The sequence below is a fragment of the Nodularia sp. UHCC 0506 genome (genome assembly GCF_034931045.1).
Classification (GTDB): domain Bacteria; phylum Cyanobacteriota; class Cyanobacteriia; order Cyanobacteriales; family Nostocaceae; genus Nodularia.
Map to the genome: position 1 here is coordinate 1 of NZ_JAYGHH010000029.1, position 14,742 is coordinate 14,742.

16 protein-coding genes and 2 pseudogenes are annotated in these 14,742 nt (G+C 41.5%); 9 read left to right on the forward strand and 9 right to left on the reverse strand.

Going from position 1 to position 14,742, the window contains the following annotated elements:
• A pseudogene (locus VB654_RS15835) lies at positions 1-269 on the forward strand (peptidase S8); the annotation flags it as partial.
• 191 nt (positions 270-460) lie between these two features.
• On the opposite strand, the gene VB654_RS15840 reads toward VB654_RS15835, so the two are convergent.
• The gene (locus tag VB654_RS15840) at positions 461-2,062 is read right to left on the reverse strand and encodes a B12-binding domain-containing radical SAM protein (protein WP_323214736.1); all 1,602 of its coding nucleotides are present in this window, start codon (positions 2,060-2,062) and stop codon (positions 461-463) included.
• A 622-nt stretch (positions 2,063-2,684) separates the two neighbouring features.
• Here VB654_RS15840 and VB654_RS15845 point away from each other — a divergent pair.
• The 5 genes from VB654_RS15845 to VB654_RS15865 all read left to right on the forward strand — a co-directional run bounded on the left by VB654_RS15845 (position 2,685) and on the right by VB654_RS15865 (position 5,216).
• Positions 2,685-3,725, forward strand: coding sequence for an SMEK domain-containing protein (locus tag VB654_RS15845; protein ID WP_323214737.1), 1,041 nt, complete (start codon positions 2,685-2,687; stop codon positions 3,723-3,725).
• Positions 3,726-3,822: 97 nt separating this feature from the next.
• Positions 3,823-4,032 (forward strand): hypothetical protein, encoded by a 210-nt coding sequence (locus VB654_RS15850; protein ID WP_323214738.1) that lies wholly within the window; start codon positions 3,823-3,825, stop codon positions 4,030-4,032.
• Entirely contained in the window at positions 4,022-4,408 is a 387-nt protein-coding gene (locus tag VB654_RS15855; RefSeq protein ID WP_323214739.1) for a type II toxin-antitoxin system VapC family toxin, read from the forward strand. The genes VB654_RS15850 and VB654_RS15855 overlap by 11 nt, the downstream gene beginning before the upstream one ends.
• Before the next feature lie 135 nt (positions 4,409-4,543).
• Positions 4,544-4,798, forward strand: coding sequence for a YlcI/YnfO family protein (locus tag VB654_RS15860; protein WP_323214740.1), 255 nt, complete (start codon positions 4,544-4,546; stop codon positions 4,796-4,798).
• Complete coding sequence (locus tag VB654_RS15865) at positions 4,791-5,216, forward strand: type II toxin-antitoxin system VapC family toxin (RefSeq protein ID WP_323214741.1); 426 nt, start codon at positions 4,791-4,793, stop codon at positions 5,214-5,216. The genes VB654_RS15860 and VB654_RS15865 overlap by 8 nt, the downstream gene beginning before the upstream one ends.
• 14 nt (positions 5,217-5,230) lie before the next feature.
• On the opposite strand, the gene VB654_RS15870 is transcribed toward VB654_RS15865, so the two are convergent.
• From VB654_RS15870 to VB654_RS15900, 7 genes are all read right to left on the reverse strand, one after another.
• Complete coding sequence (locus VB654_RS15870) at positions 5,231-6,190, reverse strand: NAD(P)-dependent oxidoreductase (RefSeq protein WP_323214742.1); 960 nt, start codon at positions 6,188-6,190, stop codon at positions 5,231-5,233.
• 391 nt (positions 6,191-6,581) lie between these two features.
• Positions 6,582-7,637: a uroporphyrinogen decarboxylase gene (hemE, locus tag VB654_RS15875; RefSeq protein ID WP_323214743.1), complete on the reverse strand. Its 1,056-nt coding sequence runs from the start codon at positions 7,635-7,637 to the stop codon at positions 6,582-6,584.
• A 75-nt stretch (positions 7,638-7,712) separates the two neighbouring features.
• Positions 7,713-9,074 (reverse strand): transposase, encoded by a 1,362-nt coding sequence (locus VB654_RS15880; RefSeq protein WP_323214744.1) that lies wholly within the window; start codon positions 9,072-9,074, stop codon positions 7,713-7,715.
• Between the two features lie 315 nt (positions 9,075-9,389).
• Positions 9,390-9,638 carry a hypothetical protein gene (locus VB654_RS15885; protein ID WP_323214745.1) on the reverse strand — a complete coding sequence of 83 codons (249 nt, stop codon included), beginning with the start codon at positions 9,636-9,638 and terminating at the stop codon, positions 9,390-9,392.
• Complete coding sequence (locus VB654_RS15890; RefSeq protein WP_323214746.1) at positions 9,635-9,913, reverse strand: hypothetical protein; 279 nt, start codon at positions 9,911-9,913, stop codon at positions 9,635-9,637. Before VB654_RS15890 ends, VB654_RS15885 begins: the two co-directional genes overlap by 4 nt.
• Before the next feature lie 111 nt (positions 9,914-10,024).
• On the reverse strand, positions 10,025-10,360 hold the full coding sequence (locus VB654_RS15895; protein ID WP_323214747.1) for a hypothetical protein: 336 nt from the start codon (positions 10,358-10,360) through the stop codon (positions 10,025-10,027).
• 263 nt (positions 10,361-10,623) lie between these two features.
• Positions 10,624-10,938 carry a hypothetical protein gene (locus tag VB654_RS15900; protein ID WP_323214748.1) on the reverse strand — a complete coding sequence of 105 codons (315 nt, stop codon included), beginning with the start codon at positions 10,936-10,938 and terminating at the stop codon, positions 10,624-10,626.
• Positions 10,939-11,804: 866 nt separating this feature from the next.
• Between VB654_RS15900 and VB654_RS15905 the strand changes: the two genes are divergently transcribed.
• Positions 11,805-12,413, forward strand: coding sequence for a hypothetical protein (locus tag VB654_RS15905; RefSeq protein ID WP_323214749.1), 609 nt, complete (start codon positions 11,805-11,807; stop codon positions 12,411-12,413).
• An 88-nt stretch (positions 12,414-12,501) separates the two neighbouring features.
• On the opposite strand, the gene VB654_RS15910 is transcribed toward VB654_RS15905, so the two are convergent.
• Complete coding sequence (locus VB654_RS15910) at positions 12,502-13,074, reverse strand: site-specific integrase (RefSeq protein WP_323214750.1); 573 nt, start codon at positions 13,072-13,074, stop codon at positions 12,502-12,504.
• A 194-nt stretch (positions 13,075-13,268) separates the two neighbouring features.
• Between VB654_RS15910 and VB654_RS15915 the strand changes: the two genes are divergently transcribed.
• Both VB654_RS15915 and VB654_RS15920 read left to right on the forward strand, forming a co-directional pair.
• A complete protein-coding gene (locus tag VB654_RS15915; RefSeq protein WP_323214751.1) occupies positions 13,269-13,622 on the forward strand; it encodes a hypothetical protein in 354 nt (117 codons plus the stop codon).
• 556 nt (positions 13,623-14,178) lie between these two features.
• Positions 14,179-14,742, forward strand: a pseudogene (locus VB654_RS15920) (collagen-like protein); the annotation flags it as partial.

The following is a 14,742-nucleotide window of genomic DNA, read 5'->3' on the forward strand; positions in this document are numbered from 1 at the left end:
AAGCTCCAAAACCTACTCGCCGGAAGAAAGGAACTGTACAAAGAGGACAAATAGAACTAACAAAACAAGCTAAAAAATATAATAATTTACCTATGACTTTGGTTGTGAGTTGTAACCGTAAATGGGCAAATCCAGATGAAATCGAGCTACAGCGTTATGCTTTAGTTGTTAGCATTACTCATTCAGATCCGCAAGTCAATTTATATAACCGTGTGAAACTCCAGGTCGAACAAATTGACCAAAGAGAAAGAAATAGAGCCAGGGTTTAAATAATAGAAATCTGAAAATAACTTACAAATAAACACAAGAACCTCTTATTCATTGCGTTCTTGCATATCTGTTGAAAAATAACCAACATTAATCTGTTAACGACAACAGATAATTTAGTTATCCAACACCAGTGAGCATGGCGATCGCCTCCTGCCAAATTTCCACAGCAAGCGGCGATCGCCTATTTCAATTAACTAGCGATCGCCTCGGCTTTTTCTTCAGCTTTTTTAGCTGGTACGGGTACATAAGGTTCTTCTTTTCCTTGTGCCAAATATGCGGCCACCTGGCTTTCAATTTGCTCGCGGACAATTTGGCGATACTCTAGAAAATGCTCGTTGTGAGCGCAGACAGAGATATAATGCTCTATAACTCCTGGATTACGCTTGAGGATACTAAACAAGTGATGCCAGAATTTCCAGCGAGTCTCGCGTTTAATACCTTGTCGCCAAATCACAATTAGTAAAGCCTTGACAACAATCCATTCTGGCATTTTGGCAGGTGCTTTCCATTTTGGCAAACCCATCATCAAGAAACAGCGATAGGTACGATCCAAATAGTTGACGGGATCATATAAAGTGCAGAACGCCTCAATATATTCTCTGCCAATATCTTCTAAAGGACGGGTAGGAAGGAAATTCATCAACGTGGTTTGGTTGATGTTACCATCTTGATTTTCCCGCAGTCGTCCTTCTCTTTTCAGACGATGCCATAATGCTGTATTGGGTAAAGCTTGCAACATCGCGAAGGTAGTAGAGGGAATTCCCGCTTGTTCAGCAAATTTGACAATGCGATCGCCCGCACCTGCTTTTTCCCCATCAAACCCGATAATAAACCCAGCCATTGGCCGCAATCCAGCCTTAATAATGGTTTGCACTGCATCAGCTAGGGAACTGCGAGTATTTTGAAACTTCTTCGTTAATTGCAGACTATCTTCATCCGGGGTTTCAATTCCCAAGAACACCGCAGAGAAGCCAGACTCAACCATCAATTCCAGCATTTCTGGATCTTGTGCTAAATCTACAGAAGCTTCGGTATCAAAGCGGAAAGGATACTGATGTTCTTCCATCCAGACTTTCAACTCTTTCAGCAACAATTTCACATTGCGTTTGTTACCAATAAAGTTGTCATCCACCATAAACACACCCCGCCGCCAACCCAACTCATACAGACAATCTAACTCTGCTAATAGTTGTGCAGGGGTTTTGGTGCGTGGCTTGCGTCCGTAAAGAACAATGATGTCACAAAATTCGCACTGGAAAGGACAACCGCGCGAAAACTGTACCGACATCATGTCATAAGCATTCAACTCTAGTAGATCAAAGCGGGGAATTGGTGTACCTGTAACATCTGGTTTCTCTGTGGCGCGGAAAACACCAGAAGTTTCACCCCGTTGAATCGCTTCAATAAACATGGGTAAGGTGATTTCCCCTTCATCGAGAATTAGGAAATCTGCACCGACATTTTCCACTTCATGAGGCACAGAAGTAGGATAAGGGCCACCCACAGCAACTAACTTACCACGTCGTTTTGCTTCTTGAATTTGCCCTAACAAGTCTTCCTTCTGGACAATCATCGCCGACAGAATTACCACATCTGCCCAGGCCCATTCTTCTTCTGTCGCTGAACGAATGTTGCGGTCAACCAGCTTGAACTCCCATTCTTGGGGCAGGATTGCCGCTACCGTCACTAAACCCAAAGGTGGTAACAAAACCTTGCGATCAACTAACTCTAGAATTTTCTCATAAGACCAAAAGGTTTTGGGAAATATTGGATATACCAGTAAGATTCGCATAGAGTATTAATCCTCACACTCTGATTATGATCCCAAATTTAACGAAAATTAAGACTTATTGACTTTTTCTTAAATTTGCTTTAGTTTACCGTTATTTTTTTGACTTGGCAATTATACTACAGTGACCTGATAGCCAAGTTTTCTGTTCCAATTAAGAATAAAGTTATTGCAGAGGATATTTGAAATTGTAGGCGATCGCATTCAGCCTGACCTAGTAACCACTCACTCATAGCACATTATTTGACATTTTCGTTCATCAAAATCAAATAGTTACAATAAGTAATAGCATTATTTGGTTACAAAGAGCGTTATGGAACGCGAAGCTTTAACAATCCGTTTTCTTTCTGAATCTAGATTATAATTCTGTACGTATTCTTAAGCTGCAAATTCGTTGAGAAGTTGAAGAGATACCTGTAATTGGGTATATACTTGGATAAGTAGCCTCAAAAATTTGGTATAATAAGTGGGTATTGACGATAAGAAGAAAATTGGTTGACATTAGCTGGATTCAACGGTGATATGTTGCTATTTTTTTTACTTCCTGAGTTGATTAAATATGATCAATGCAAAGTCTCAATATAATAGCCGGAAGTTTTCTATATAAATAAAATTAAGGTGAAGTATGTTGACAAAGGAACATAATATAAAAAATATTGCTGATGGACTTGCTTTTCTAGAATTGTCAACACGTAATAGAGGTATTCTACGACTCTTTGATCAGCATATTATTGCTGAAAATTTCGTCGCTAAACTGCTAAATATTATTTATGACTATAATTTAGTTAACTTAAATCAAATTAAAACCACATATCCTGCAATTGATTTAGGTGACTACAATGAAAAACTTTGCTTTCAAGTTACATATACTTCTCGTAACAACCATCGCCAGAAAATAAAAGAAACAATAAATACATTTATTGAACACCAAAAATACAAACAGTTTAGTTCTCTAAAATTTTTATTTTTGGGAGAAAAGCAGGAAAAATATAAAAAGGGCTTTGATACCCAGGATTGTTTTATATTTGATCCAGAGAAGGATGTCATAAATTTAAAGGATTTAATTGGGGAGTTACCTTCACTTTCAGATGAAAAGCTACAGGAATTGAGTCTTTTAATTGATAATGACTTATATGATCACAAGAAAAATTATTTATCAGAAATTCAGATAGAACAACAGAGTGATATTGAAGCATTAAAAATATATAAAGCAGCATTTGATAGACCAGCACTTCAAGACCCATTCCATCAAGAAGGAAGCTATCAAGATTTTGAGGATGCTTTGACAGAATTGATATGTCTATTAAAAAGAGGAACTATAAATGATCAATTGGTTACGAAATCCATTCATAGATTCGATGATAAAAAGTTAGAAGAGGATATGAGCAAACTTTATCATAAGGTAAGAGGATTAAGAGGATTATACACCGAGTATAAGAGAAGTGGAGAAATTATTCCAGAGCAAAACATTTCTATGTTTATATCTCCACACACTCCTGACGCTTTTAATATTTTAAAGCAAGATGTGATTGATCATTATGAATTCAATTTTATATCGCAAGAGTCTATCCCAAATACATGGGGTGTCTTAAGTGCGATCGCATCTCTTATAGAATTACATTTGATTAACCCACCTTTTTTATTTGTATGGGAGCGATGGTTGTAGCGAAGGGAGCGATCGCATGGGCTAAACTAGAGGAGTGCGATCGCGCCAGCGCTGACTTGTCAGTTCGCCATTTATATTACTTTGGGGGCTGGGATGTATGACAAACCGTGACCAATTGCTCCAAGAACTTGAAGAAGCTCCTGATGATATTGTGGAAATGTTGCTAGATTTTTTGCATCGTGTTAAGGCAACACGTAAAGATCATCCCCTGGCAAAGTTTGCAGGAATTTTAAGCGACGCAGAAGCCGCAGAGCTAAAACACTCAATTACCGCAGAGTGTAGGCAGGTAGATGCAAATGAGTGGTGAAATTGCGCTGGATACTTCTGTTGCAGTTCGTTTCTTAAATGGTGACGCAGCAATTATTGAAAGAGTGTTAGCGTTACCGGAAGTTATTTTACCTCTAGTGGTAGCAGGAGAATTGTTGTTTGGGGCAGAGAATTCATCTCGTCCATTGCAAAATTTACCGCGTTATCTAGAATTTATTTCAACTTGTACGGTTGTACCCCTGGGAAGAGAAACAACTTATATCTATGCTCGAACCCGGTTGCTGCTGAAGCGTAAAGGGCGACCAATTCCAATGAATGATATTTGGATTGCTGCTCAGTGCTTGGAAAACGGGTGGATATTAGTTACAGATGATACAGATTTTGATTATGTAGATGGGTTGGTAGTAAGTAGGTGAACTGAAGAAAATGGGTGCGATCGCATTCAGCCTGACCTAGTAACTACTCACACATAACATATTATTTGACATTTTCGTTCAGAAAAATTAAATAGTTACAATAAGTGATATCATTAGTTGGTTGCAAAAAAAGTTATGGAACGCGAAGCTTTAACAATCCGTTTTCCTTCTCAACTGCTTGCCAAAGCCAGAAAACTCAAAGACAGTAGTGAATCATTTAATGATTTAGTGGTTGAAGCTTTAGAACATGAAGTACGACGTAGAAGGGGATGGGCTGCACATCAGCGAATTATTGCCCGCAGCGAAGCTGTGAAAGCAAAAACGGGCATACAACCAGCGTCTACAAACTTAATTCACAGCTTGAGAGAAGGTGAGGGGAGACTTGACTAGAGTTTTGTGTATAGATACCAGTGTTTGGATTCCCTACCTTGTCCCAGAGGTTTATCAACTCCAAGCCAGAACCTTAGTAACGGAGGCATTAAGCTTAAATTTACGCTTAGTATCTCCTGCTTTCGCCTGGGCAGAAGTAGGGTCTGTACTACGGAAGAAAACCCGGCTAGGAGTCATTACAACCGAGGAAGCACAAGGATTTTTTGAAGATTTCTGCGAACTTCCCATTGATTACATAGAAGAAGAAGTAATTAGGACAAGAACTTGGGAAATCGCCGAGCAATACGGATTATCAACTCTCTACGATGCAGCTTTTCTTGCTTGTGCTGAGATTACATCTGCTGAGTTTTGGACTGCTGACGCTGCACTGGTTAGACAACTCACACCCAGACCTGCTTACCTGCGGGAAATAGGGTAAATGAACGTCGTGATCTAATTTTTTGCGCCCTTCACACCGCTAATTTTTAAAACATCGCTCATAGTTGCACAGTAATTTGGTAAGCCCAAACTGGCGGGATTGACCACATTTTCATAACTAAAATGGCGATTGTTCATGCAGAATCTATCCCAAGCGGCCATTTGAATCCGAAATACCGCAATAATCAAATTAGCTAATGCTATCGATAGAGGAATGCGAAAATAAATCTTTTTACCCAAATAATTGCAGACTTCTTCCACTGCTTGATTGGCTGTTAACGCTTGTTGTCCCAAAACAAACTTGCGTGGTTCATTTTCCTGGGGAGGAGAATCAATTAAATATTGTACCGCAGTCGCAATGTCTCGCCCGTGGATAAAATGAAAACTACCATCCACCTGCAAACAGCGAATTAAATTAATATATTTAGTTACTTCTGGTATTCCCGATGTCAAATGAGAATATGGTTTTTGATCATCACCACCTAAAACCAAAGTTGGGAAAACCTTAGTAATTTTCGGGGCTATTTCTAGTTGTGACATTTTTTGTAAACAATCAAATTTGGAGCGAATATAATCTGTTCCAATTTCCCCAGCTTCTTTGAGGGGTTGATTGTATCTATCCAAAACACTAGCTGTAGAAAAATAAATTACTTGTTCACAGCGCTGTGGATCTAGCATTTTAATTAATTCTAAAGTTTTGGAGACATTAATATCAAATGTCTCATCACCACCCCAAGCCGTAGCCGTGAGGACTGCTGTATCAATTGTGGGGAGCAAATCAGCCAAAAGGCTAATTTTTTGCATATCACCCTGCAAAACAGTGATACCTGGACGCGCCTGAATATCAACTTGCAATTTCTGAGGGTTTCTGACCAGTAAATATAACTCGTGATTAGTATTTTGAATTAAGGCTTCTGAGATGTAGTGACCTACACAACCGCTTGCACCTGTCACTAAAATCCGTTTCTGATTCATAGTTAAGATTTAAAATAAATTAGTAATTAAAAACCAAGAGTTAAAAATAAACTTAAAAGTTCCACTCTTAACTCTGTGTTCTCTGTGCCTCTGTGGTTAGATAATGGATTTTTAAACAGTACAGGACTTACGCAAGTGTCACAAAAATAAAATTTTTTTGCTTGTAGTAAGGGCTTCAGCCCTTATTTTGAGGACTAAAGTCCTCACAACAAACTTAAAATAATATGCCAGTTTCGTAGTGGCGTGACACAGCTAATTTTGTGCATAAGCATAAATATTCTGGGGTAAGCTCTCTAGCCTGCCCAGAACAGGCAAGATGCGTGTTCCACAAGAGAAACATAATACACTATTTTAAGCTGACCACACCACTGCGAGATCATAGCTTGCCTGATTAAACTTCTACAGATTTGAGTTGTTTTGCAGTTTCAAAAAAGAAAGCCACATTTTCTTCTGGAGTTTCTGGTAATACACCATGACCAAGATTGAGAATATGACCCCAATTACCAGCTTTTCGCACTGTATCAAGAATGCGATCGCGGATAAACTCTTGAGAACCAAATAACACACCAGGGTCAAGATTTCCCTGAACTTTGACGTGTTTACCTAATCTCGCTCTTGCTTCTGCCATATCCACAGCCCAATCGACAGTGACAATATCTGCACCAGATTTAGGCATTCTCTCCAGCACACCTGCACTACCGCTAACCAACAAAATTAATGGCGTATCGGGGTGGGTTTCCTTGACTTGCTGAAAAACTCTTTGCTGATAAGGCAGAGCAAAGGTGTCATAATCTTGGGGACTCAATTGACCAGCCCAAGAATCAAACATCTGCACAACTTGAGCGCCGCAGTCAATTTGATAGCGTGCATAAATCGCGATCGCATCAGCAAATTTAGCTAATAGCTGATGTAAGATCGTCGGATCTGAAAACGCCATGTTTTTAATCACGGAGTAGGTTTTAGAACCTTTACCCTCCACTGCATAAGCGGCTAAAGTCCACGGTGCGCCCACAAAGCCTAAAACAGTTGATTGATTACCTACTTCCTGGCGTAACGCCTGCAATATGGTCTTGATAAACGGGAGTGATGCTTCTGGTTCTAAAGGACGCAGGCGATCAATTTGTTCTTGGGTACGAAGGGGCGAGTTAATGATTGGGCCTTTACCTTCCGCAATGTCCATCTCAATGCCCAACCCAGGCAAGGGGGTTACAATGTCGGAAAATAAAATCACTCCGTCTGGCCTGAATGCTCTCCAAGGTTGCAGGGAAACTTCTATCGCCACTTCAGGAATTTCCGAGCGATCGCGGAAGGAAGGATATTTTTCCCTTAAATCTCGATATGCTTTCATATATCGCCCCGCTTGTCGCATCATCCAGACGGGGGGACGATCTACTACTTCACCACGCGCAGCCCGGAGGAGATGAGGAGCCGTTAACGAAACACCCATTTAACACTTCAGTATAGTTCAGTTTTTATCGTAGATTAAAGTCCACTTGTTGCAAAGTGGACTTTAATTAAGTTATTAATACATCTTTGTTAATTCAGCAAATAATACATTACACACCTTGGACATCAGCTTTGCTTGGATGTGCTTGCCGTTTAATAGTTTTTCACCATTGATATTACTGTTGGCTTTGAGCAAGTCTAAGTAATCAAGCAGGTCTTTGGTGGTATCATTCTTGGGAACATGACCAGTTTCTAGTCCAGTTAGAACATACTGCCATAGAGCAATTCGGCACAAGGATGAACCACTGGACTTTTCAACAGTTTTATCACCGGACTGTTCTAGCGTCGTTCCCATCCCCAAACGCAGCTTAAAAGTATCACGGCTGCGGTTGCGTTTGATGCGCTTAGTTTCCCCGGCTGTCTTTTTGATCACAGTTTGACCGTTGCTGCGATCGCGCTCAGTTTTCTTAATTTCCCGTACTTCATACTCAATAACAGGTTTGCTATTAATTCCAAGGAAACTTTCAAAGGGAAAAATTCTACTTAATAACCGCGAACGAATTCTTAAACCAAAACCGAATTTATCAAAAATTTTCATGTATGGTTTAAAATCATCAGCCGTTAACATCTTTTCTAGGTCAGCCTCTAGTTGATGCTCGTACCGTTCAATATCACAAATCCATTCAGCGTGCAGTCGTAAAATTGGGTCTATTTCTAAACCGTACTCTTGGACAATGGACGTTTTATACTTGCCATCATAAAGAGTTTTCCCAGATTTAGAAATTTCTATATCATTGGACAGCCAAGCCCACAAAGGTGGAGGCAACCCAGGACGGGATGACTTGCTTTTACTTAATGCTTGTTCTGGAAACTGCCAAGCCAGTAATTGTCTACTGTAATTGATAATTGGTGACTGTACCCGTGCTAAATGTTCAAGCTGTTGGCATAAGTCCCGTAATTTATCAATAACATCAGGGCGATGCAGTAGAAAATGCTTTAAATTGATTTGACCATCTTCAGTTTTGTGATCAGGGTCATGGGCATAAGCAGCCATAGCTAAAGCATCAGCAGGGTCGCTTTTATTTGGCAAGTTTTTGCCGCCGCGATAGCGCCGCAGTTCAACGTGACCAACCCACAAGATTTTAATTTCTAGTTTCTGGAGGATTGCCGCCCAGAGTCGAGAATAATGATTACCTGTAGGTTCAAGAATTGCATAATCAGGTTTTAATTCTGTTAAATAATCAGCAAAATCAAAAGCTGACTTTTGCTTCCTTTTCCTGTCAGGAGAAGAGTGAAATGTAGGATATAATAATGATGCTTTATTTCTAGTTTTATCCCAATAGGATTTTAGTCCTCCTTTTGGGTAGCTATCCAAAATGTGACAAGTAATGGAAGCTTTGCTAACATCAATCCCTAAAATCTTTAATTCAGTTGTCATGGTTCAGCATTGCCAAGTAGCTTTTTTTCTTCAAGAAAAATCTTGAATTAATCACCTAAATGGTGATAAACCGGCTTCAAGCGCACGAACTACCTAACACCCCACATAAAAGGGGCGCGATTCAGTGATAAACGCACCGGTTGTTTTGGCGATAAAATAGCAGCGCACGAAGTATTAACACCGCAAACTATGAGCGCATTTCATCCTAAACGCCGCATTATTTTTAGCACCAAAGCGAATTGTTTTGGACACAATCCGCGACGCTATCTAGGAATAGCGTTTCGGCTACTGTGTCAAGTAGCCATCGTCAGGCGGTTAAAGTTCCAGGGTGAGATTTTCAAGCTTGTTTTGCTTTCCAATATAGTATTGTTGGATAAAGCCATCGATGTGTTTGGGGTCAAGTCGAGACATTTGGTGGCTGGCTTCCTCGGATGTAATCTTTATGCAGTCATTTATGGAGCGTCCCGTTAAATTTGATAGAGACTTTATCGCCAGTCCGTAGCAGATGGTGTTTTTGGCGAAGTCGCGCTTATTCATTAAAAATTCATCGTCAGGGATATTCATTGTTTTACCTTTTTGGCTGTAACTACAGAAGACACTCCGTTATTTATCCAAGACTTAGTTATTAGCTGGTTAACGCTTTGGTTGACTTCATCATCAGTCATTTCGCTGACGATTTTATTCGCAGTCTCTCCAAATACCAGTGCCACTTCCTCATCTGACAAGCTCGAACTGTTTGCGATAAATTCGCACATTGCTGTTAAAACCATGCTGTTTACCATTAGGGTACGCTTGTGAATCAAAGCGTAATTTTCATCATAGGGAGCAAGTGATTTCATTTTTTCGTGGTTGCTGTTATGCTGTAGGGTACAATAATTTCATCCTCCGTCTGGCAAGGAAGAAAAGCGATCGCACTCCTCCGATTTGTGCGATCGCCTTAAATTTATATTTTAAAAGTCCCCTCCTTCGCTTACTTCGGAATCAAAATTAATCTCGTCATCCGGTTCCCGCTTCAATTCTCTTCCTAATTCTGCTAATAGCCGTTGTGCAGATTCAATTTCTTGATAAATTTCACGCAGTTCTTTTCTGGCATCCCTGATTTCACTGGCGATTTTATTCCCCGTCTCCTCTCTGATTTTTCGTTCTACCATATCCATGAGCGCGGTACATTCCTCCTCCGAGGACATCTGATCCACCACATCAAGCTCTATTGATGCCTCTAGGCGTTTACTTTCGTAATTGCCGAGGTTCAGCACTCTTTGGTAGGTGAAAGTTTTAATTTTCATGCGTCAAAAATTACCTCAAATCTGTGTTTAGAATTTTGGGAAAGAAGGTTTTTGTACTGGTCAGCATCACTGCGTTTTCTGAATCTTATTAGCAGCAAATTATCGGGCGTATCTATCCGAAAGACAGCCCAGGGAGTAGCTTTTTTATATTCCATATTCACCTAGCTTGTTGGTTAGTTTAAAAAAACCGACCGGGAGAAAGTCGGTTTACGGGTTATGGAATTTTGTATTTTGTTAGTGTGATGTACCTCCTTTTTTTGCAATCAAGATTCCATTGAGTAGGGTGAGGCGGTTCTACCCACTAAATCTGCTCGTGGTAAAAGCGGTGAATTGCGCTGGGGCAATCTGGGAGTTGTGCGCGATCGCCTAATTTCTGTTTCTTCTGGTTCCGGTGGTTTGACAGCATGAAAGTCACGCTCGACCGCCCGCGCTAGGTGCTTGTTTGAACGCAGGAGCAGTCCGTGGGCATCATCCAAAAGAGATGAGAGTATTGCAACCTTTTCTTTGAGTTGCTCAACTTCTCTTTCGAGTTGCCTAGTCCGTTTTCGTCGGGTTACGTATTTTGCTTTAGTTTCCATAATCAAAAAGGGTGCAGCCGGCTGCGATTGTTGCGCTTTGTTGTAAAAGTTTGCTATCCATTTCCACCTGCATACACGTCAGGCAAATTTTTCATGATGCATCCAGTGCGTAAGCCATTACCCCACGCCAGCCTCATACGGGATTTTCACCCCAGGTCTTAATTACACACAGCCACCGTGTTACCACGTCGGCACTTATTGCCATTGGTGTGCGTGTACGCCCTACTAAGGTCACTTATGGAGTGCGGCCGCACTACGGGATTGCACCACCAAGCTTTACACTCAGCGACTTGTTGAACCTTCGCCACCACTAACCACGGGAATTTAGCCTGAATCGGCTATCGCATAAAGTGCTACTTTGCCGGGTTGTGATTTTGCGTTACTCACTAATCTTATTAAGATAGTTGCTGTTTGTCAACAATCTTACTAAGATATTTTATGGAGAATCCTGTTATCTTATTAGGAAGTGAATTTTGATTAGTACTAATGCCCAAAGCAAAGCACCGACAGCACGGAGAACTAAAGAAAGTGATATCCCTGGGGCTAACCCCAACGGGGATAGAGGGACTGGACAGCCAGGCCAACAAAATAGGGGTGAGTCGGTCCCAGCTCATAGAAATGATCGGCAGGGGAGAGATACCTATAAACGGAGTAGACAAACAATTGCTGGGGGAATCTTGCTCCAGCTGATTTCCAACACTCGATCTCGGATAGCGGAGTCTGAGAATCATTTAAATGATTTAAAGAAACAGCTGGAACTACTAGAGCAATTGTCCGAAAGTTTTTCTGAATAACCGTCTTGCCAACTAGCAAGACGGTTATTTGTTTTGGGAAATATACCAAGTATCCGCACCCCACAACGACCAATGACTATAACCAGTGCAACATTATTCAACATCGAGGAATACAACACCACCACCACCAAAGCTGACCCTTACTGGGATGAAATTGTGCTTGATTGTTCTGGAAAGGTTGAACAGGAGGGGCAACTCACTCTGTTTTATGACGATAGCCAGGAACCTCCAGAACCCGATGATTTCGTCACACTAACCGATTACGAGCAAGCTTGGTCAGCATGGGAGAGGCGATTTCCAGGATGCAATATAGATGGCTTCAGTGTTCTGGAAGAGTCTGTTCCCAACCTGCAAAACCTGGACTGTGGGACAGTTCCCATTGTTCTGGAAGAGTTTTACGACGATGGCGATTTTTTACAACCGCACACTCTTCCAGAACACACAAAGCAGTGGATTGAAGAATACTACGTCAAGCGCTGCGGGACTAAACACTGGTACTTTCGCTATTGTTACTACAGCAAAAGGATTCATCATATTCACATTCCTGGGGGAAATTATCAGAGTGCGATCGCCATTGAGCGAAAGCAGATGATTGAGAGTGCGATCGCACTCGGAAAGTCACCCAGTGAGATTAAAAACTTTATACGCGGTGGTTTTGGCATGAGTGGCTACCGGCTTTAAAAAATAGTCGCCCCACGCGCTGGGACGTACTTCTCCTTGAGGGTGCATCTATCATCAACCAGTTCGGTCTACCAGTACAAATATATCATCATAAAATGGCGATCGCGCTCTGGATTTGCACCGGTGCGACATCAATATATCTTTGCAAACTGGTTAACGTTGAATGGCCAGTTATGCGTTGAATAACCGCCAACCCTATCCCGCTCGTAGCCAGATTAGTGGCCGCAGTCCGACGGAAACTGTGAGTAGAGTATCCCATCCCCTCCAGCCCGGCTGATTTTACAGCCCGGCGAAAAGCATCATCAGCTGATTGAAATTGAAGATGCCCTTCCCCAGTACCGGGGAATAAGTACCCCTGGTAGTTTGGGTGGTGTTGATGCCAGTAAAATTTCAGGTATTCTCTCAGGCGGTGTGAAATTGGCACCTGCCTTGTTTCCTTCGTTTTAGTGGAATACTTCTGGTAGGTTACACAATCGAGAACTTCTCCTCCAGATCCGTAAACAGATAAAGTCAACAACTTACAAACTTCTCCCATCCTAGCGCCCGTGTAATAAGCTAGGCGAAAAATCATTTTATGATTCTCCCCAACGGTGCAGTTAATAATTTTTTCATAATCGAAGCTTGAAAAGATTGTTGCCTTGCCATGCCTATTATTTTTCATATACCAGTTCCTACACCAAGGACTTATGAATATGTATACTTCCTTGATTGATATTTAAAGAATGTCTGTCAATCATAGTCATAGCAATGTTCACAGTCAAATGATGGTATACATCTTTTGCCTATAAGATGTATATTTCCTGTTTTACTATTCTGGATTATAAATATTTCTAGTGATATTAATAATTAAAAAAAATGGCTGAACCAACAATTGAGGAAGTATTCGGAATTGGAACTACTAGATTGGCTAGTGGAGAAGCTGCGCCAGGGGCAGGATTATTCATTCCCGATAGTGCGTTAGTGGTATCTGGGTTGACGACTCCAGGAACGGCAACGGCTGAAGGTCATTTGGTCAGTATCTTACTCGGTGCAAAATCATATTTAAATCAGTCCAACTTTGACGCGAACCTAGACCAAAGCATAATTATTGAAAATGGATTTTCCAGTATCACCCAAAGGGGTGAAGCCTTAGCAGAATACAGAAATGATCCACTGACCATAAATCTTTGGAAGTCATCAACGAACATTCGCAATCCTAACGATTATTAATGGCTAGTTTCTGTCAAGCGGGCGACACAGCCCGCGTAACTTTCCCTGACAGCAGTGTTCGTGATTTCACTGATACACCCATAACAATTAGCTGTGATATCCCAGAGTGTCAGCTCGTTACGGTTTCGGTGGATTATAGATGGGGGAGTCGTACCATTTTAAACAGGAGGTTCGATTGCAACTATCTACCCGGTTTATTTGTGCGTGTGCCACAACAAGCCGACCGTGCATATGAAGTATGGTGTCGGGGGACTGGATTCTGTGTGAATCCTGGTTTTAGGGGACCCCTTTTCGGGTTATCTCTCGGAAAGGCAGATGAGATTTTAGATTGGAGGATTCATAGAAGATTTTCATACGATCCACCCGACAGACTTCTGGAAGTCAAAAATAGCACTGGCACTATTTTATTCTCAGGTAATTTTCCGAACTGCAATTACTCAGTGGAATGTATTCCAAATTGCGCTGCGAATACTCTAGATTGCGGGGATTGTTGCTTACCCTGTTCCACAATTTTTAACCAATTATCAAATTTACGCGCACAGATAGCGAGGCTTAAATGAGTTCTTGTGATCAAATATCAAGCGAAATTGCGGCATTGAGTGCGGCGATCGCAGCCCTTGATGGGAAATATGTTTTGAAATCTGAAAGACCCCAAATTGTTCGACAATCAATTGCCGGAGCTGAATCCCTAATCATGCCTCGCACAGAGCAATTAATAGCAGCTGCGATCGCGGGGCTTGCGGCGAAAATTCTCGGCATAGAAGTGATTGCAAAAGGAGCCGCAGCCGCAGCCGCATCAGCCGCCGGAGTAGCCGCAGCCGCAGCCGCAAAAGTAGCAACATTGGCTGCGGCTATTGCAGGAATATTAGCTTCTATCGCAGCATTGAAAATTCTAGGAGCGCGGATTGATTCTGTAGAAAGAGGCTTATCTTTTCTAAGTAATGATGTTTCCAGAACACTCGGTTTAATCCCCCCAATCAGAGATACCGCTAACAGGGCATTGGCTACGGCTCAAAGTATTCCCGCAGGTAGGCAAGGCGAACGTGGTTTGACTGGGGCAACTGGAGCTACTGGAGCTAGGGGTGAACGTGGCTTGACTGGGGCAACTGGAGCCAGGGGT